Annotated in this window: 17 protein-coding genes, 1 tRNA gene, 1 rRNA gene and 1 riboswitch; of the genes, 4 read left to right on the forward strand and 15 right to left on the reverse strand. The window is 44.3% G+C overall.

From position 1 onward, the window contains the following. The 12 genes from prfC to ACXAGP_RS03225 form a co-directional block, all read right to left on the reverse strand. Nucleotides 1-1578 carry a peptide chain release factor 3 gene (gene prfC / locus ACXAGP_RS03170; RefSeq protein ID WP_475259475.1) on the reverse strand — a complete coding sequence of 526 codons (1578 nt, stop codon included), beginning with the start codon at nt 1576-1578 and terminating at the stop codon, nt 1-3. Nucleotides 1579-1819: 241 nt separating this feature from the next. After that, nucleotides 1820-2062, reverse strand: a complete 243-nt coding sequence (locus ACXAGP_RS03175; RefSeq protein ID WP_475259476.1) for a hypothetical protein — start codon at nt 2060-2062, stop codon at nt 1820-1822. Nucleotides 2063-2158: 96 nt separating this feature from the next. Continuing rightward, the gene (gene rimI, locus ACXAGP_RS03180; protein WP_475259477.1) at nt 2159-2623 is read right to left on the reverse strand and encodes a ribosomal protein S18-alanine N-acetyltransferase; all 465 of its coding nucleotides are present in this window, start codon (nt 2621-2623) and stop codon (nt 2159-2161) included. A 4-nt stretch (nt 2624-2627) separates the two neighbouring features. Further along, nucleotides 2628-3197 (reverse strand): hypothetical protein, encoded by a 570-nt coding sequence (locus ACXAGP_RS03185; protein WP_475259478.1) that lies wholly within the window; start codon nt 3195-3197, stop codon nt 2628-2630. A 73-nt stretch (nt 3198-3270) separates the two neighbouring features. After that, nucleotides 3271-3347 (reverse strand) — tRNA-Trp (locus tag ACXAGP_RS03190). Nucleotides 3348-3452: 105 nt separating this feature from the next. Beyond that, nucleotides 3453-4301, reverse strand: coding sequence for an HDOD domain-containing protein (locus ACXAGP_RS03195; protein WP_475259479.1), 849 nt, complete (start codon nt 4299-4301; stop codon nt 3453-3455). A gap of 5 nt (nt 4302-4306) precedes the next feature. Continuing rightward, the gene (locus ACXAGP_RS03200; protein WP_475259481.1) at nt 4307-5086 is read right to left on the reverse strand and encodes a phosphotransferase; all 780 of its coding nucleotides are present in this window, start codon (nt 5084-5086) and stop codon (nt 4307-4309) included. Beyond that, nucleotides 5083-5712: a nicotinamide riboside transporter PnuC gene (gene pnuC, locus ACXAGP_RS03205; RefSeq protein WP_475259482.1), complete on the reverse strand. Its 630-nt coding sequence runs from the start codon at nt 5710-5712 to the stop codon at nt 5083-5085. Before pnuC (ACXAGP_RS03205) ends, ACXAGP_RS03200 begins: the two co-directional genes overlap by 4 nt. A gap of 52 nt (nt 5713-5764) precedes the next feature. Then, on the reverse strand, nt 5765-6373 hold the full coding sequence (pnuC, locus tag ACXAGP_RS03210) for a nicotinamide riboside transporter PnuC (protein ID WP_475259510.1): 609 nt from the start codon (nt 6371-6373) through the stop codon (nt 5765-5767). After that, nucleotides 6373-6621, reverse strand: coding sequence for a YkoF family thiamine/hydroxymethylpyrimidine-binding protein (locus ACXAGP_RS03215; RefSeq protein WP_475259483.1), 249 nt, complete (start codon nt 6619-6621; stop codon nt 6373-6375). The genes pnuC (ACXAGP_RS03210) and ACXAGP_RS03215 overlap by 1 nt, the downstream gene beginning before the upstream one ends. A 9-nt stretch (nt 6622-6630) precedes the next feature. Continuing rightward, nucleotides 6631-8718 carry a TonB-dependent receptor gene (locus ACXAGP_RS03220; RefSeq protein WP_475259484.1) on the reverse strand — a complete coding sequence of 696 codons (2088 nt, stop codon included), beginning with the start codon at nt 8716-8718 and terminating at the stop codon, nt 6631-6633. Between the two features lie 61 nt (nt 8719-8779). Further along, nucleotides 8780-8887: riboswitch (TPP riboswitch) on the reverse strand. 82 nt (nt 8888-8969) lie between these two features. Beyond that, entirely contained in the window at nt 8970-9389 is a 420-nt protein-coding gene (locus tag ACXAGP_RS03225) for an acyl-CoA thioesterase (protein ID WP_475259485.1), read from the reverse strand. 63 nt (nt 9390-9452) lie between these two features. On the opposite strand from ACXAGP_RS03225, the gene ACXAGP_RS03230 reads away from it, so the two are divergent. Continuing rightward, entirely contained in the window at nt 9453-11567 is a 2115-nt protein-coding gene (locus ACXAGP_RS03230; protein ID WP_475259486.1) for a tRNA(Met) cytidine acetyltransferase TmcA, read from the forward strand. 3 nt (nt 11568-11570) lie between these two features. Here ACXAGP_RS03230 and ACXAGP_RS03235 read toward each other — a convergent pair whose 3' ends face one another. Then, nucleotides 11571-12134, reverse strand: coding sequence for a GNAT family N-acetyltransferase (locus ACXAGP_RS03235; RefSeq protein WP_475259487.1), 564 nt, complete (start codon nt 12132-12134; stop codon nt 11571-11573). A gap of 229 nt (nt 12135-12363) precedes the next feature. Here ACXAGP_RS03235 and ACXAGP_RS03240 point away from each other — a divergent pair, with 229 nt between their 5' ends. After that, complete coding sequence (locus tag ACXAGP_RS03240; RefSeq protein WP_475259488.1) at nt 12364-14604, forward strand: hypothetical protein; 2241 nt, start codon at nt 12364-12366, stop codon at nt 14602-14604. A gap of 21 nt (nt 14605-14625) precedes the next feature. Here ACXAGP_RS03240 and ACXAGP_RS03245 read toward each other — a convergent pair whose 3' ends face one another. Then, nucleotides 14626-14994, reverse strand: a complete 369-nt coding sequence (locus ACXAGP_RS03245; RefSeq protein WP_475259489.1) for a periplasmic thioredoxin of cytochrome c-type biogenesis — start codon at nt 14992-14994, stop codon at nt 14626-14628. 204 nt (nt 14995-15198) lie between these two features. Here ACXAGP_RS03245 and ACXAGP_RS03250 point away from each other — a divergent pair, with 204 nt between their 5' ends. Then, complete coding sequence (locus tag ACXAGP_RS03250; protein ID WP_475259490.1) at nt 15199-15987, forward strand: hypothetical protein; 789 nt, start codon at nt 15199-15201, stop codon at nt 15985-15987. A gap of 142 nt (nt 15988-16129) precedes the next feature. After that, nucleotides 16130-16918 carry a substrate-binding periplasmic protein gene (locus ACXAGP_RS03255; protein WP_475259491.1) on the forward strand — a complete coding sequence of 263 codons (789 nt, stop codon included), beginning with the start codon at nt 16130-16132 and terminating at the stop codon, nt 16916-16918. A gap of 822 nt (nt 16919-17740) precedes the next feature. On the opposite strand, the gene rrf is transcribed toward ACXAGP_RS03255, so the two are convergent. Further along, nucleotides 17741-17856, reverse strand: a 5S ribosomal RNA gene (gene rrf, locus ACXAGP_RS03260). Between the last annotated feature and the right edge of the window lie 324 nt (nt 17857-18180).

Consider the following 18180-nt stretch of genomic DNA (forward strand, 5'->3'; position numbering starts at 1 on the left):
TTAGTGTTCACGAGTTTGGTGGAAAGTCACATCTGGGTGACGCTCTTGGGTAATGGACAAATTGACCATAGTAGGCGCAATGTAAGTTAAGTTATCACCGCCATCCAGCGCCAAATTCACTTCTGATTTACGGCGCAATTCATCCAAGTGTTTTTGTTCTTTGGCAGATACCCAACGAGCCGTAGTTACATTTACATGCTCATACAAGGCATCTACGTTGTATTCCGCCTTCAGACGCGCCACAACCACATCAAACTGCAACACACCTACCGCACCTACGATAAGGTCGTTGTTGATGAGCGGTCTGAAAACCTGCACGGCGCCCTCTTCAGATAACTGGATCAGACCTTTCAATAGCTGCTTTTGCTTAAGGGGATCCCGCAAACGAATGCGCTTGAACAGTTCCGGTGCGAAATTTGGGATACCGGTAAATTGCAGTTTTTCACCAGAGGTAAAGGTATCACCAATCTGGATTGTGCCATGATTGTGCAAACCGATAATATCTCCGGCGTAAGCTTCTTCCAGCACCGAACGGTCACCGGCGAGGAAAGTAACCGCGTCAGAGATACGCACATCTTTGCCAATGCGCGGCTGATGCAGTTTCATGCCTTTTTCGTATTTACCCGACACTATGCGACAAAAGGCAATGCGGTCACGGTGCTTCGGATCCATATTGGCCTGAATTTTAAAAATAAAACCGGTGAATTTGCTTTCATCGGACAACACTTCACGATCATGGGTTTGGCGGGATTGTGGCTTAGGCGCCCACTCGGTCAAACCATCCAACATGTGGTCCACACCAAAGTTACCCAATGCCGTACCGAAAAATACCGGCGTTAGTTCACCGCGCAAGAACTCTTCCTGGTCGAACTCATGGCTGGCCCCTTGCACCAGCTCCAGCATTTCCCGTAACTCTTCGGCATAGCTGCCAATCGCTTCATCCAGCTCAGGGTTATCCAAACCTTTGATAACCTTGCTGTCCTGAATGGTGTGACCCTGACCGGTTTGGTACAAAATGGTTTCGTCACGCAGCAGGTGGTACACCCCCTTAAACTCTTTACCCATGCCAATCGGCCAGGTGATGGGCGCGCACTTAATGTTCAGAACGTCTTCCACTTCATCCAACAGCTCTAACGGATCGCGAATATCGCGGTCCAGCTTGTTCATAAAGGTGATGATAGGCGTGGTACGCAAGCGTGTCACTTCCATCAATTTAATGGTTCTGGCTTCAACACCTTTGGCTGAGTCAATTACCATCAAACAGGAGTCTACTGCCGTTAACGTTCGGTAGGTATCTTCCGAGAAGTCTTCGTGTCCCGGTGTATCTAACAGGTTTACCAAGTTATCGCCGTAAGGAAACTGCATTACGGATGTGGTGACCGAGATGCCCCGTTCTTTTTCCATTTCCATCCAGTCGGATTTCGCATGCTGACCTGACTTTTTACCTTTCACGGTACCCGCTGTTTGCAGCGCATTACCGAACAATAACACCTTTTCAGTGATAGTAGTTTTACCGGCATCCGGGTGAGAGATAATGGCAAAAGTGCGTCGCTTATCGACTTCTTTTTGATAGGTCATTTAGGATTAACATTCCGAACGGTTAAATTGGCCGGGAAGTATACTGAATCTGGCCTAAAAAGCCAGTTCAAGAGCGGGATTCAGACTATTTCCCCAGCTCTAATTTCATGATCAAGGCATCTTCTTTACCATCCGCCAGAGGATAGTAGTTTTTGCGGGTTTCGATGATTTCAAAATAAAAATGGAGACCGTGGGGTCTCCATCTCTAAGTCACTTCAAAAAAGTGATTCAGGCATAAGCCTTATTGGGACTTGGACTCTTTAGATTTAAGCGCTTCCGCCATTTCAGAATAGTCTTTAAGTCGGTAGCGATTAATCAAATACAAAGCTACAGCAAAAGGAATGAAGAACATCCCCAGAAACAGGGTCCCAATAAATACAAAGACCTTTTTCCGGCGTTGCGTATAAAACTGACAATTGTAATAAGCGACGACCAAAGACAAAATAAAAATGACTGGTCCAGCTATCGTAGCATTGATGTTCATTGACATTTTCCCTGTTCATATCAACACAGAATAAAGCTACTACAAAAGGTAAAACGGGTAAATATTACGGCCACCTTAAAATACAGTTAAAGTGACCTATTTCCCCAGCTCTAATTTCATGATCAAGGCATCTTCTTTACCATCCGCCAGTGGATAGTAGTTTTTACGGGTTTCGATGATTTCAAATCCCATATCCAGGTAAAGTGCAATGGCTGTTTTATTGGACACCCGTACTTCCAACCAGGCATCCAGTGCCTGGCGCTGATTGCATTGCAGCAAAAAGTGTTTGAGTAGCTCTCGTCCCAGTCCATGCCCGCGCACATCACGGGCCACACCGATGTCCATCAGAGTGGCTTCAACCGAGGCCAACAAGCCCACATAATAACCTTGTACTTGCTGATGTTGATCGATGATTTGCCAGGCGAAATACGGTTTAGTCAAACAATCAGCAAAGACCTTGCGGGACCAGGGAAAAGCGTGACAGGCGGTTTGTAATTTAAACGCTCCATCGTAATTGTCAGGATCGATGGATTGAAACTGAAGTTTATCAGGCAACGCCATGCAATTAACTTTGTTGTAGTAATTGCCAAAGTCGTTTTTTAACTTGTGGCTGATTCAAGCTTTGGGAAGAAAAGTAATGGGAAGTAGAATCCTTAAGCTCGTTATTATCCGACAGCACAAAAGGATATTTTACCTTTCCCGAGTTAGGCTCAGTAACAAAACTACGACCAATACTTTGTAGAGCCAAGGCAATGTCTTGTGCCAGCCTGCCTTGCAATTGATACAGCAGCAGTTCATCCACTTCCTGAATCACTTCCACTTCTTCGATAGAGGGTTCACTAGCGGTAGATTCACCGGAAGCCGGTTGTGCTGGTGCCGCATCTTTTTTATCCCCCAACTGAGCAGACAGTTGTTGCAACACACTTTTTCCAGAGTCACTTCCGGATTGAGTTGCGCTGCTTGACGCTGATTGAGAATGAAGCTCGTCTTTTGCCACCTTCTCTTCAATAGCCAAAACCTTGGCTACTTCATCGTCTAACAGAGAAGTATCTGCCATTTGCCAGCAGGAAATGCCCATTTCAGCCAAAATGGATTTTTGATATTCGGATTGAGTAATTGTATTAGCTTGACTCATAGTTCAAATGTACCCAAATACGACTGGCTTGTCATTGAGAGACTTAGAATAATGTATCGAGTCCGAAGAAAAGTGGCAGGGGTGGAGGGACTCGAACCCCCAACCATCGGTTTTGGAGACCGCTGTTCTACCAATTGGAACTACACCCCTGTCGTAGTTAGAACACAGAAAGTGTGCTAACACTGGACGCGGCATTATACTGAGAGATTTACAAAGGTAAAGGCTTTTATTGCACAACCTTAACCGTTCGCTGACTTATTGTTCAGACATCTTCTCCACCAGCTGCTCTCGTAGGTTTTCCATGTCGGCATCGGTTAAATCAAAACGCTCCAAAATGGCATCTTCTGCCGCTTCCCATTCGGTATCTGCCACTGAGTTGGTTTTCTCATAATGCACACCATGGCGCGCCAATTTCAGAATACTCATTAAATCCAGGCCTGTAGCTGACAGCTCTCCGGAAGTGTAAAGTCCCTCAACATCTTGCTGATAATAAATGGTTTCTACCATCACCGCTGGCAGCTTCCACTTTTGTGCCAGCACAGCACTCATGGTGGTATAGGAAGTGCCATAGCGATTGCGCTCTTCGTCGGCCACAGATTGCCAGCCTCCCTCTTCTGCCATTGCTATAATATCTGAATAATCACCGTATTCCATGATCATCACCGGAATACCGGCGTTATGGAACAACCCCAACATGTAGGCGTGATCTTTCAGTGCAGTTTTATCCAACAAGTCAGCACTAATTGAAGCGGCATTAGCTATTTTTGAAGCGGTATCCCAAAACTCTGACAGTTTCTCCGCGCTACCCATGGAGGTTTTAAGCGCTACCGATTTAACCAGCGGCAACAGGCGTTTTAAGCCTAAAGTCATCACCGCTTGCTGGATAGACTGAATTTCTTTTGAACGGCGAAATACCGGAGAATTAACCACCTGTAATACTGCAGCAGATATACCGACATCAGCAGATATTGTACTGGCAATAACAGATACATCGGGCTCAGGCTTTTTTGCTTCTTCACCTATTTTAATCAAGGCTTCAGGACGAGGAGGAATCGCTACTTTTTGCAGAATTGCCTTTTCTTGTGCCGTAATTGTAATGCCCATAAGCGTCAGCTCTTAATGTGTTCTTGCACCTTATTATAGGCGTTATGCCATAACTGCGAGGTAAAATCTACTACCTGGATCATAGCCCCCGTGAATTCCTCAACGGCCTCACTATCTCGCTGAGAATATTGCGAGTATGCCTCTAAAAATGTTTTGCTTTGCCCGGCATTTAATTGGTTTACCTGAATACACCCTGCAAGGTCAAAGTAACGGTTCCCCATTGCCGCATACTCCCAATCCAGAATAGTTAACTGCTTACCCTTGATAATATGAGACAGATGCAAATCGTTATGACAAAAACAGCTGTCATTTGAGGACTGATAAAGTTTTAACAAAGCATCCATTTGATGCTCAAATGAGGCCATGTCCATGTCGGCAAGGCCTAAATAGCGCAGCCATTCAGCTTGAATATCCAGCACTGCCGCTTTTATTGGTACCCTGTGTATCGCGGCCATGGCTTTTGCCAATATCTCAATATGACTATCGTTAGATTGTTCATGGAGGCACTCTCCATCCCCCCAAAGTTCCAACCAAAATCGATTGCATGAAGATAAAGCAATGGGTTTTGGCGCCAAGCCGGAGTCAGCTATTTGAGATTGCAGACTGTACTGCTGTTTACGGGAAACTACCTGAAGCGCATTAGTTTGAAAAACCTTCAAAAAATAGGTTTTATCTGCTTGTACACGGTAATGACGGTTAGTACCGCCGCTTTCAAAGGGAGTAAGGGTAAAAGGTTGCGACTGAAAAGTAGTACGCAGAAAGCGTTCTAAGTCAGGGCAAGTCATTGTTTGAGACTTTGCTGTTGTTCTAGTTTTCGGAAGCGGCGCCAATTAAAATATCCCCATGCTGAAATCAGCACCAGACCACCATACATTACTGAAGTCTGTAATAAATTCTCTTCAAAGAAAAGTATAAAGCTGGCGAGGTTAATGACCATCCAAAACAACCAACTCTCTATCTTGCGAAAAACCGTGAGGATGGTGGCATAAACACTTAATCCGATAACAATGGCTTCAAATACAGGTTGTGCACTTGTGAAATAGGAAGGTAGCAACAAGCTGATCCCTGTTGCTAATAACAGGATTCCAATTGTGAATACTATGTGCTTTCGAACATCACCATAGGTGAATAAGCTTATGCCATCGGGTTTGCGATTTTCCAACCAAACCGACCACCCCCAAATAGACATCATCATGTACACAATATTAAGCGCCACCTGCCCGGGTAAGTGTGCGCCGATAAAAACAAAGGTATATAAAAATGCCGTAAGGAAGCCCGCCGCCCAGCACCAGATATTGCCTTTCGCACTGAGCAGAACATAAAGCAGGAAGCTACATATCGCCAGAAATTCAGTTAATGGGTGTGTGGCAAATGAAATGAGCATCAGGTTAGTGGTCGTCCCGGACAGCATTTAAAAACCAGCGTTCCAGGACCACAATACCAAAGCGGTTGCTCAAATTAACTTAGCCCTGATGTGAATGCTGGTATACAAGTTGATGATTATTACGCCAGTTTATATAACCTTTGATGGAAAATAAAACATAAATCGCGAAAAGTAGCGCAGTTAACAGCAGCCCTTGCTGATAACACAACCAGGCAGTAAGACTATTGAGTACAAACCAATATAACCAGTTTTCCAGTACTTTTTGCGCCAGCATGTAAGTGACAAAAGCACTGTAGATGGCTATGGCAAGGTCAAGAAAAATGATTGGCTCAGGACTGACAAACGACAATACCTGAAATGCCAATACACTAACTAACAGCAAACTCAGAGACAGCAGGATATTTTGTTTGATTCCCCACTGCTGCACCTGCTCTTTCCCCGTTTTTGCCACTCTGCGCCAGTTTAACCAACCATACACAGCCATGATCAGGTACCAGGCATTGAGTAACGACTGGAAAAACAAACTGGTTTCCCAAAATATCCAGGTGTACAAGGCTGTGCTGGCCAGAGCAAAAGGCCAGCACCAAAGCTGTTGTTTAGCCGCAAAGTGTACGTAGAGCAATGAACAAACAACCGCCAGCACTTCTGCCAGCGATTGTTGCACTATCTGTTGCCAGAGAAGCTCCATCACAACTCAATACTGCTGTTCAAAAACTTACAGACAAACACCGCTTTATTGGTTTCTTGAAAAGTCTGCAATATCTCTGATTTGAGCACCGCCATTACAGCGTCAAAGTCTCCGGTAATCTGCGTACTCATAGCATTGGTTTTCACAGTCACTTGCTGTGCCTCAGCTAAGCGCTCTACCGTAGACTTGATGATTTCCAGATAACCGTCTGCAAGAGGATACAAGCTGACTTCAACGGAAATATTCATACAACCTCCTTAAAAACGATAATCTAATGTGACACCCAATTGACGACCATTTCCAAACTGTAAATAGGGTTCAGGGGTTTCATAAAAGTCTCTGGGATCATTGCTAAAACCACCAAATCCTCGCACGAAAACCTCTTTATTGAAGACGTTTTTCCCCCAGATTGACAGTGTCCAATCTTGCCACTCGCGGTTCAAATTGAAGTGCCAAAGCGTGTAATCCCCCGACTCTACGTCGTGACCGTCGGAAAAGCGGTAACTGGCCTTGCCATCTGCTTCTACCGTTAAACGCCATGCCTCGGCAAAATCGAGGTTAAACCCAATATTGAACATGTAAGAGGGAGACTGCGCCTGATCTTGTTCTGCAATAAATTCGCCTTTGGCATTGGTATAATTCTCAAAACTGGCATCTAACAACCCGATATTTGAGAAAATTTGAAAGTTTTCAGTAAGTTGATAATAACTTTCTAGTTCCATGCCATAATTCTTACCAATATCCGCATTGGCAATGACATCCACAAAACTGACTGAACCATTGTTGTCATTGGGCTCCACCACGAAGTCACTGATGTGAGTGTTTTCTCTGTCCATATAAAAGAACGCCAGGCCAATATAGGTTGAATTATCATCAAAATATTGTTTAGCACCCACTTCATAGTTCCAGGTGTACTCCCCTTCGAAATAGATATTTTCAACGGGTACACGAGGATCAGTATTGAAACCGCCTAATTTGTAACCTCGGTTAATACTGACATAAGACAACATGTCAGGTGTCATCTGATAATCCAGTACCAATCGTCCACCTACAAAAGTATCGTCAACCGAGTCTGAAAAACCACCATTGTCAGAATAATCTATGCTAGCTTCTTCAACCCGAAGTCCCATAGTCAGGGTTAGTTTGTCGCTGAGTTGCGGGTAAATTTCACCATAAACGGCAACATTCTCCAGTGCGTAGTCATTGGTAAAGTCTACATCGGCATAAGTATATCGCCTCAACAATGACTCATCGGTGGATTTAAAATAAACGCCGGTCACCCAATCCGCTTCAATTCCGCCCAGGTTAACGGGCTGACTGGACAATAATCGGATATCTACGCTATCGGTATCGCGTTCACGGAAATAGTGATCTGTAGAAGAGTATTCCCACGGATGGAAGCCCACATAGGTCCAGTCTTCATCGTAACCATAATCCAGATCAGAATCACTGGTAGTCGCTATCGCTTGCACGTCGAAAGAATCCAACTGCCAGGTTGCCTTAGCACTGAAGGCCGTGGTTTCCTGACGGTCAAAACCCGGCTCATCAGACAAAGTGTTGCGCACATTATCCAGAGAAAAGGCATCATATCCATTGTCGACATCGTAATAATGCAGTGCAAAATCCAATGTCAGGTTATCACTGGCCAGATAACGGACTTTTAAGCGAGAGCTGAATTCATCGATGTTATCGGTGTTGTCTTTTTCCAGATGCTCATTATAAATATAGCCATCGCTCAGGTATTGCTGCACCGCGGCGCGAAATTGCCATTTATCATTGATAGCATTGCCATAGGCAGCAGCCAGGTTATAACTGTCTTTTTGGGCAATAGACAAACTGGCTTTGCCACTTTCAACGCCATCGGGATCAACTGTTTTCAGTTTTACTGAGCCTGCCAACGCTGAAGAGCCAAAGGTGGTGCCTTGCGGCCCTTTTAATACCTCAACCTGCTCTACGTCGAACAAGGTAGCAATGGCCATGGTGCCGGAGAAGTCCAGGTCGTCCACGAAAAAACCCACGGACGGATTATAAGGTTCGGTAAACTGACTGCGCTCCCCAATACCGCGAATTTGCACAAAACGAGCACGTCCCGCACCACTGTTGAAGTTTACATTGGGAGCACTGTCCAGCATTTCACTTAAAAATTGTGCCTGGCGCTGCTCAATATCAACAGCAGACAAGATACTGGCACTGGCCGGTAATTCATTTTCGGTAAGATTGCGAAAATCAGAGGAAATAACGATACGTTCAATGTTGACCGAGTCATCTTCTTGAGCGAACAAAGGCGCACTCAATGATGAGACAACGGCAAAGCTGATTAACGAAGTTTTAAATTTAGAATTCACGATAGGATCTCTTCTTGTTTAAACATGAAAAGATCCGGCATTACGGCTATATGATGAGAAACAATTTGCGTTGTACCATCCCTACGCCGGTATTATCCGGATCAGGTCTGGGGTTCTGGTTTTTATTTAAAAAACCAATCTCAGCACTTAGGCACCCCCTGGCTGTACTCCGCGTTAGCTAACTAGCCTGGCGAAGCGCGGCGAGTGTATCAGCAAACACGGGCCATACACAAGCCATGCGGATATCAATATTAACTATTTTGAATATTGAGATTTTCAAGCTCCTGCTGTGTCGCCTTTTCCAAATCTTCCAAGGTACGCCCGTGCGGTGTTGGCAAGCGGGTTTCCGGGTCCACCATAACAAATACAATATCGTCTGCGATACATATGGTTTTCTTGGTGGCTTTGTTACGCACCAGACATGTCACGGTTAAGGAAGTACGGCCTACTTTTTTGGTGGCAAGGCCAAACTCGACAACATCCCCCACAGCAGCAGAAGACTCAAAGCTAATCGCGCCGATGTGTTTGGTTACCAGAAACTTAGTATCCAATTGACACATGGCATAAATTGCCGCTTCCTCGTCAATCCACTCAAGTGCCCTGCCCCCGAACAGAAAGTTGGCAAAATTGAGGTCGTTGGGCATCACCAAACGTCGTGAAAAAAATCTCATTCGAATTCCTATTCTGAATTGCATAAACTATCCCTAAATTATACCTGAATTTTGGCTATTTACATGGATGCACAGCTGCAATCTTTTATCCAACAACGATTTCATGCCCTGTATCACCGCCAGTTATTGGTTATCAGTGGTGCTGAAGTTTGGGGATTAAATCAGGTAGAGCAGCTTGTTAATAGTATTCCCGATTCTCAAAAACCGTCTTTCGCACTGCTTACCTGTAATACCAGTTTTAAAGAAGGTGTGAATCAGGCGGTTACCAATAACAGTCAGTTTCGCCATCACCTGGGTCGAGAATATGATTGGGTGATTTACAATGCCTGGCAGGGCTTAAGGGCGAATGCCTTAGCAGCTCTATCGGGAACGGTTAAAAAGAACGGGCTGATGATTTTGCTATGCCCAGAGTTCGCCAGTTGGCCGACTTATAACGATCCCTATCTGGCCAATCGCATTTCCTATGGACAAATCGACAACTTTAAGAGCAGTAACTTTGTTATCCAGCTGATTTCTCAAATCCAGCAGGACCCGCATGTTTTGCTTCTCAATGACTGTGGATTTACCGGGAAAAATTATGCAGTGGCAACCGATCAACATTCAAAACATTTTACTGAACAACGGGCTGTAATTGAGCAGATAAAAAAGGTCGCCACCGGTCACAGAAAGCGACCGCTAGTGATCAGCGCCGATCGCGGTCGCGGTAAAACATCAGCCTTAGGTATTGCCAGTGGAGAATTGAGCAAAGAGGGACAAAAGCGCATTCTGGTAACTGCGCCACAAAAGGCCTCAGTTGAGCCTTTGTTTCAACATGCTCAAACTATCTGCCAAAGTGCCCTTGAGCACATCCAATTTGTGGCACTCGATGAGCTTATTATTAATCAGCCCGAAGCAGATTTGTTACTGGTAGATGAAGCTGCCGGAATACCCGTTTATCAACTACAAACTTTAACTGAGCGATATCATCGAATTGTTTTCAGCAGCACCGTTAATGGCTATGAAGGCAGTGGTCGTGGCTTTGAGATACGGTTCAAACCCTGGCTTACAAAGCATCGTCCACAAGGGGCTTTTACCAGCTTGTCACTGCCTTTCCGCTGGTATGAGAATGATGCCCTGGAGCAATTCTGGTGGCGGGCTCTTCACCTCAAAAAAACGGCTGTCACTACACCAGATGTATTACAAAAGAACACGATTAATATTGAAGAACTAAGCAGTGAGCAGTTAATTGCGAACTCTGACTTAGTCAACGCCGTATTTTCACTGTTGGTGGACGCCCATTATCAAACCAGCCCGGATGATCTGATGGCACTGATGGATGCACCGGAGCAGAGACTGTTTGCGCTATTCAATGGCCCCTGTACAGCGAACAACCTTATAGCAGCAGTGTGCGGCAATATCGAAGGCGGTTTTGACGATGGGGACTTAATGCAAGCCATTGTTGCTGGCCAACGACGCGTGCAGGGACACATGCTGGCGCAACAGATTGCATACGGCAATGCCAACACTCAACACTTAAGTAAACGATTTTTCCGGGTTATTCGCATTGCAGTTACCGCATCACATCGCTCAAAGGGATTAGGCAAAAGGTTAGTTAGTTTTGTTGCCCAGTGGTGCCTGGCGAATGACATTGATTATCTGGGTAGCTCTTTTGGTGCCACCGATAAACTACTTAAATTTTGGCAGCGTTCAGGCTGCGAACCGGTATTGTTAGGCTTTCACCGCGACAAGGCAACGGCAGAATACAATCTGACATTACTGCGAACTATTTCCGAGCAAGTCAAAGATGCGTTGCCCGAGATACAGCAAAACTTCTCCCACCTGTTGCGCTTTCACCTGTCAGGTTTATATCAAAATCTGGATAATGCCCTCTACTCGCTGCTTGCTCAAAGTAGTGATTTATCTCAGCATTTAATGTTAACTGCAGAGCACGCAAGGAATTCACTGCACTTGTTTTGTTATGGCAACCGCAGTCTTGAATTGAGCGCGCCGGTGTTGGAAATTCTAGCACTGCACTTCATTGCAAAAAGAGAGCAACCGAACGAACTGCCAGAACTACTCATAGACTGGCTTCTCAAGAGATATTCTCAAAAAGCCCTGATATCCCGACACAAGCTAGAGGGTAAAAAACAGCTAAATTGTCAACTGAGAGAGAGCGCAAAAGTACTACTAAGTGAGTAATTATTATTTTCTTTCAAAGTCCTTGCGCAGCAGGCTGTAGAGATTCATATCGTGAAAAGCCCCATTCCAAAAACACTTCTCACGCATAACCCCCTCAAATTGAAAGCCAGCCCGTTCCGACACAGCTATCGAAGGCAGATTACTGGGCAAAATCAATGATTCAATACGATTCACTCTGATGGGAAATTTGGTACTGAATGCGTACTCCAAAATGGTATTGACGGATTCACTGGCATAGCCCTTTCCCCAATACTTAGGCGATAGGTCGTAGCCCAAGATCACGCTAGCATCGTATTGATTCCAACTATTAAAGCCACAACTGCCAATCAACGTCGATTTACCTTTTTCCCTGACAGCCCAACGGATACCTGTGTTGGTTTCAAAGCGCGACTTGAAGTACTGGATCAGATGATCTGCCTCTTTTATTTCTTTAAAGCGCTCCACATCATAATGAGCAGTAACTTGTGGGTCTGAAAATATTTCAAATACTTGTTTTCGGTCCGTTTTTTTCAGTTCATTTAATATCAGCCGGTCACTGGTGAGGATGGGAAAAGGGGCTGCACTCATAGCTCTGTTACCTGTAAATCCATTAAATACTGTTAGCTAACCATATAGAGGAAAAACGGCTTAAACAACTAACAAAATCAAAAATCAATAATTTTCAGTAACTTAAAAAATTCAAAGGTCAACAAACATTTTGTGTTAATGATTTGTTAAGTGTTATATTGCATTGCTAAGTGAACGATAAATACACTATAGTGAGTTTCTGTAGTGGTGAACGTAGCAGGGGGCAGTCATGCGTACCAAGAAACCAATTATACGAAATAAGCAAACCATGGTAGACAACGAAGACCAATATGGTCAGGAACAGGACTACGAAGTAATAGTAAAAACACCTTCGGTCACTGTTAAAGACAAAGAGTCCACTACCCTGCCCTCACAATTCAATTACTATACTGAAAAAGATATTTCTAAAATCCTGTCCAATCTGGATTCACTGCGCAACAACGTTTATCCCCCGACTGAAAACGATGTTGACTCAACCCCTAAACTGCAAAGCTTTCCCTCGGTTTGTTTGATTGGCTTAGGTCGATGTGGCTCGAATATCGCTTTGGAAGTGGCGTCTCTGGTACACAACGCCCGCAACTTTTATTTGAATGAGTTTAATGTAGAGCTGAAAAAAGCCAAAGAATCAGATAATAAGCCGGTAAAATGGTTACAGCGAAATCTCAAACTCAATTCTGCCAATTCAACACAACCGGTGTTCTTGATCGAACCACTAGTGATGCTGGGTGATTTAGATAAAGACATCGAAGGCCGTATTCGCTTTTCCTCAAAAGGTGCCGAAAGCAACTTCCTGGATGAATATCGCAAATTAAAAATCATGGATTTGTCAGAAGTGCATGCTGGCGGTGCCGGTAATGCCCCCATCCTCGGACAATATCTGGCGAAGATAATTCTTAACAAAGATACTCAGCACTTCTCCAATAACGATTGGAAGTTCATTCATTCTTACCTGATAGATTCCTGCGGTATCAAAGCCAACCAGTCTCGATTGTATTTCTATATCTTCAGTGCTGGCGGCGGTACCGGTTCAGGGATGGCCTCAGAATTTGGCTTGGCGCAACAATACTCATACATGAGCAAAACATTTGATGTTAAACCCGAACGAGACCTCGCCAGTCAAAATCAATCGTTTGTATTTGAGCCTATTTTTACCAGCGGTATCTGTATCCTGCCCAACATCACTGACAAGAGTATGCAGATGTCTGAAGCACTGCATATCAATGCAGGCCGTTTGTTATGTAAATACCTGTCAGAGGAGTGGGATTTCTCTTACAACCTGGACAGTGAAGATGGCCATACATCCGAGGTAATGAATCGAATTCGCCCCTGGAATGCCATGATGCTGATCTCCAATGACATCATGCGCTACGCAGAAGAGAACGACAAAGGTGGCACCATTAACGAAATTGACGTTAACGCCATGGAAAAGCATGCTAATCAGTACATTAGCCAGCAGATTTTTAACATTCTGACCGCCCAGGCAGTCACCACTGACTATGACGAAAACTACTTCCACAGAGCAGGTATTGATATCGGCGAAACCATCAGATTGGATGCCAACGATCTGTTTATGAGCTTAGCTGGGCCGGTAGCTATCGCTTATGCCGAATCAGTAGTGGATAGTGAAGACAGCGATGGCAAACGCCTCGATATTGACGATCTTTTCTATCGCTCTATCGACCTGCCCCACTACAACAAACAAACACAAGCCATTGAAGGTATCAGTCTGCTGCCGATTGAGTCTGGTCGCTACAAGAAAGTATTGAAAGACTACAAAGACAGAAACTTCGATCCCGAGCAAATTCGCAAGCTGCATTTTTATCAAAATTGTTCGTCTGTAGTATCAATTGTGTCGTTACCTAAGGACTTTAAACTGTCCTACATGGACTTGAACAAGCTAAAAGTCCATTTGAATTCTTTGTTCCCTAATACCACATTAAAACGTTACGCATTGGTGATTGGTGCTTCTGCCAACCTGTCGTTGACAACGTTGATCGCAAAAAGTCCCTGTTTGAGTGACGATTTCTTAACGCTGATCGTTGCCTACATTAAACGCTGTTTTGCCAAAGACAATTTCCGTTACGACGAGACCATTGATAAAGCTATCGTTGAATTTATAAGAGCAGAAGAGTTCGATGAAGAATTGTTAATGGATATGCTGGTAGCTAATGAAAACCCGGCAAAGATCCTGGATACCAACTGGTATGCCATTAAGCCGATGTACGAGAAAAAATATAAAGAGCTGATCAGAGAACAAAGCAAGTTCACTTCTATTAACGACATCAGACTCAATGCTGAAAACGTGAAAAAAGCCATCATGTATTTACGTGAAATCTATCGTCACCGTATTAGCAAAACACGCATTATTTCACTTAATGAAGAGTTTGAAGCTAGCTACACACCACCGGCTAAGAAAAATAAACGCCAGGAATCTTTCTTCGACGATCCGACAGAAAGTGATCCAGAATAAAAAACCTCAAAGAGCCCGCTATTATGCGGGCTTTTTTATACGGGTTTTGAATTTATTGGCAAGTACTTCAAGTTGTTCCTTTGAGGTGATTTCAACATTGTTAATATCAATTGCCTGTCCTCTGAGAAACAGCACAGTACGAGGATAACCATGGCCACCAAGTTGCTCTACTAAATCCTGATGCGCTGCTGAGAGAAATTCGCCTCTATGGTGTTGTACAACGATATTATAAAGCGACAACTCAGACTCCATTAAACTTTGCTCAAAAGTGGCCAGGTTTGGGGCCTGCTTCTCGGTGCAGTCGGGGCACCAACTAGCAACCAGATTTAAAACGAATGACTCTTTGTTGGCGACCTTGTTATTGATCTCTTCTATGCTTATGTCTTGCAATGACTTTTCCCGTGTATTCAAAACGTAACGCTATTATGCGGTATCCCTTCCCTCAAAACCATCATCAGTGGCCGCTGCTTTTCGCGTGCCTACTTGCAACAAAAGTTTACACATCAGACTTTCAGGAAATTAGATTAATAACTCGAAAACAAGGCCGTAAATGTTAAATTAGAGAATCTTAAAGTTAAGGGAGTAATAACAATAATGAATAAAAAACTAGCTTTAATAGCGTTAACTACAAGTCTTTTAAGTGCATGTGGCGGAAGCGGCAGCGAAGGTAGTTCTAATCCCCCAGCTCCAACTACCCCACCACCAGACAATTATGATTTAACGGTATTGATGATTGGAAATAGTCACACCAATTTTGGCAACCTCCCGGGACAACTACAAGAAACCCTTCAGGCTTATTACCCAGAGCAAAATATACTTGTAGAGCGAGCTGTAAAGTCCTTATTTCTGTCTGATCACTTGCAGGATAGTACTACGCTGAACCACCTGGAAGAACGAAATTGGGACTACGTGATACTGCAAGCGCAAAAATATTCCGTTACCCGAACTGTGGAATACCCCACCACTGCAGCCCAGTCTTTTATTAACAAGACAAAAGAACAAGGGGGAGTTCCAGTTTTGTTTCCAGAATGGGGACAACGGCATCTGGCTGATGAAGCGGCTTATATTTATGACATCCATCAAAGCATCGCTGAATCAACCCCATCATGCGTTGCACCTATCGGATATGCATGGGATAACTCGTTATTAATTCAACCCTCGATTGAATTGCATGCCAGTGATGGTAATCACTCTAATCACACCGGAGCGTACCTCACAGCTCAAGTTTTGTTTGAAACCATCACCGCTCACCCGGCCGAGTTATTAGGAGAGCTCAGCTATTCTGAACTGGATAGTGATACCCAGTTGTTTTTACAACAAATGGCTTCTCAGGCGATAGCAGAATATCCACCTTGCGAAACATTGGATGTAAATAACGGCTAATAAAATGATTTCCATGGCCAGTAAGGAGCTTGGCTCCTTGCTGGCCATCACTACCGCTTTTTCACTTTTCCTCATTAAACAATACTAGAATAATAAGTCTGATCCTCTATACTTTTTACATTAGAAACATAAAAGATTTTTTATGATCACAAGCAGTACACTGTTCCCGATTTCAGGTAACAAGCTACGAGCTTGTATGGCCTTATTCATCTCTGCTTTATTAGTCTTTTCAGCGCCAGCTACCTCTAAGTATTCAGCTCAAGACATTGTGTGGATGACTGAAGAATATCCGCCTTACAACTTTCACAATTACGACGGTGAGTTGGTTGGAGTAAGCGTTGATTTACTCGAAGCAATTATGCAACGTATGCAAATCGATTTTGATAAAAACAATATCCTGGTAGTTCCTTGGGCCAGAGCATACAGGCATACCCTTAACACCCCAAATGCGGCGGTCTTTACTATGACCAAATCACAGCACCGCTCTTCTTTGTTTCAATTTTCTGAAGCTATTATGCCTTCAAACATCTCGATTATTACGTTAAAAAACAATATCAAGCTAAGCAAAGTGACCGATTTAAACCCGCTTAATGTAGGAGTTGTTCGCAACGACATTGGTGAACAGCTCCTCAAGAAATACGGGCTGGAAAATGAATCTACGGTAAAGCTACCTACTTCATTAGAACTTATTCGTATGTTGTTGTTAAACAGAATAGATGTGATAGCCATTGACGAAGCAATTGCATCTTTTGAATTCAACCGCCTTGGCGTCCAGCCTGAAGAATATTCAACTCACTTCACTATCGAAAAGCTCACCACCCATTACGCCTTTAATAACGAAATCGATAAAGAGTTTATCGCAGACTTCTCGGCTGCTTTTGCACAACTAAAAGCCGATGGCACCTTCGAACAGATCAGAGCAAAGTATTGATATCGACGCTAAGCCTGATATTCCTCACAATCTATCCCCGTATTCTTTGTAGGTTCGGCTTTAGCCGGACAAAGACGAGGACTTGTAACTAAGTTGTCGAGATAAATCTCGACCTACAAGTGTGTCTCACATGGGGGTGAAAGGGGTGTTTACAGGAACGAAGTTCCGGCCCCTTGAACGACGGGCCAACGGACGGCCCGGCTGTGGCACACATGGATGTGTGACATTAGAACAACGCAGGAGCAGTTGTCGAGAAGCCATCACAGGGATGTTTGTCCCCCGTACACTAATCATAGAGGAGATTATGAAGTTATTATTGATGGGTCAGGCATCTCTTGTGGATTAGCATAGCTAATCGCTATTTAGGGGAAGGGCTATCCGCTTGTATTGATAAAACAACAACATTTTTCAGAATCGCAAATGCAAAAAAGGGCTACCCTTTCGGATAGCCCTTTCTCTAACCAGGAGCCTGGCGGTAGCGCCCGCCATGGATGGCGGAAGTGTCGAACTAAAGTTCGACCTACAGACTTTAGCTCTCACATGGGGGTGAGGCTGGATTATTTAGGCGCGCAGCGCCGCCCAGCCGAACGACCCGGCAAGGATGCCGGGGCTGGATGCCCTCACAGGGATGTTTGTACCCCGTACGCTAATCAGAGAACAGATGATGAAGTTACTATTGATGGGTTAGGTTCCCAATGAAGTAGCACGGTAAGTTCTATTTAGAGAGGAGGCTACCCGATATATTTGCCAGGAATAAAAATATTTAGTGCCGCAGAAACGAAAAAAGGCCACCCAACCGGGTAGCCTTCTTTCTAAATAGGAGCCTGGCGGTGTGCTACTCTCACATGGGGAAGCCCCACACTACCATCGCCGCTAATACGTTTCACTACTGAGTTCGGAATGGATTCAGGTGGTTCCGTATCGCTATGGCCGCCAGACAAAAAATTGTCAGGAACAATTTTTAACGCACTTTAGTGCGGCCCCGAAGGGGTAAACTACATGGATGTAGTTTATAAAAACTGCTTGCCTGTTTAACTAAACAGGAAAAGACAGATAAATCTTTTCGTATGAATCTTGTTCTTGCTTGGGCAAGCGCGTCTTACTCTTCTTCATAAGCGTGTTCTTCGACAACATGCTCCTGCGTTGTCTACTCCCCGCCGTCCTGGCGGTGACAACACCAAATAATACCGGGTGTTGTATGATTAAGCCTCGCGGGCAATTAGTACAGGTTAGCTTAACGCCTTACAACGCTTCCACACCCT

It is taken from the genome of Planctobacterium sp. AWM4_229 (genome assembly GCF_056160305.1).

Bases quoted from the DNA above. Each gene is read 5' to 3' on its own strand.
- prfC (WP_475259475.1), bottom strand. From the start codon at position 1,578: ATGACCTATCAAAAAGAAGTCGATAAGCGACGCACTTTTGCCATTATC.
- ACXAGP_RS03175 (WP_475259476.1), bottom strand. From the start codon at position 2,062: ATGAACATCAATGCTACGATAGCTGGACCAGTCATTTTTATTTTGTCT.
- rimI (WP_475259477.1), bottom strand. From the start codon at position 2,623: ATGGCGTTGCCTGATAAACTTCAGTTTCAATCCATCGATCCTGACAAT.
- ACXAGP_RS03185 (WP_475259478.1), bottom strand. From the start codon at position 3,197: ATGAGTCAAGCTAATACAATTACTCAATCCGAATATCAAAAATCCATT.
- ACXAGP_RS03195 (WP_475259479.1), bottom strand. From the start codon at position 4,301: ATGGGCATTACAATTACGGCACAAGAAAAGGCAATTCTGCAAAAAGTA.
- ACXAGP_RS03200 (WP_475259481.1), bottom strand. From the start codon at position 5,086: ATGACTTGCCCTGACTTAGAACGCTTTCTGCGTACTACTTTTCAGTCG.
- pnuC (WP_475259482.1), bottom strand. From the start codon at position 5,712: ATGCTGTCCGGGACGACCACTAACCTGATGCTCATTTCATTTGCCACA.
- pnuC (WP_475259510.1), bottom strand. From the start codon at position 6,373: ATGGAGCTTCTCTGGCAACAGATAGTGCAACAATCGCTGGCAGAAGTG.
- ACXAGP_RS03215 (WP_475259483.1), bottom strand. From the start codon at position 6,621: ATGAATATTTCCGTTGAAGTCAGCTTGTATCCTCTTGCAGACGGTTAT.
- ACXAGP_RS03225 (WP_475259485.1), bottom strand. From the start codon at position 9,389: ATGAGATTTTTTTCACGACGTTTGGTGATGCCCAACGACCTCAATTTT.
- ACXAGP_RS03230 (WP_475259486.1), top strand. From the start codon at position 9,453: ATGGATGCACAGCTGCAATCTTTTATCCAACAACGATTTCATGCCCTG.
- ACXAGP_RS03235 (WP_475259487.1), bottom strand. From the start codon at position 12,134: ATGAGTGCAGCCCCTTTTCCCATCCTCACCAGTGACCGGCTGATATTA.
- ACXAGP_RS03240 (WP_475259488.1), top strand. From the start codon at position 12,364: ATGCGTACCAAGAAACCAATTATACGAAATAAGCAAACCATGGTAGAC.
- ACXAGP_RS03250 (WP_475259490.1), top strand. From the start codon at position 15,199: ATGAATAAAAAACTAGCTTTAATAGCGTTAACTACAAGTCTTTTAAGT.
- ACXAGP_RS03255 (WP_475259491.1), top strand. From the start codon at position 16,130: ATGATCACAAGCAGTACACTGTTCCCGATTTCAGGTAACAAGCTACGA.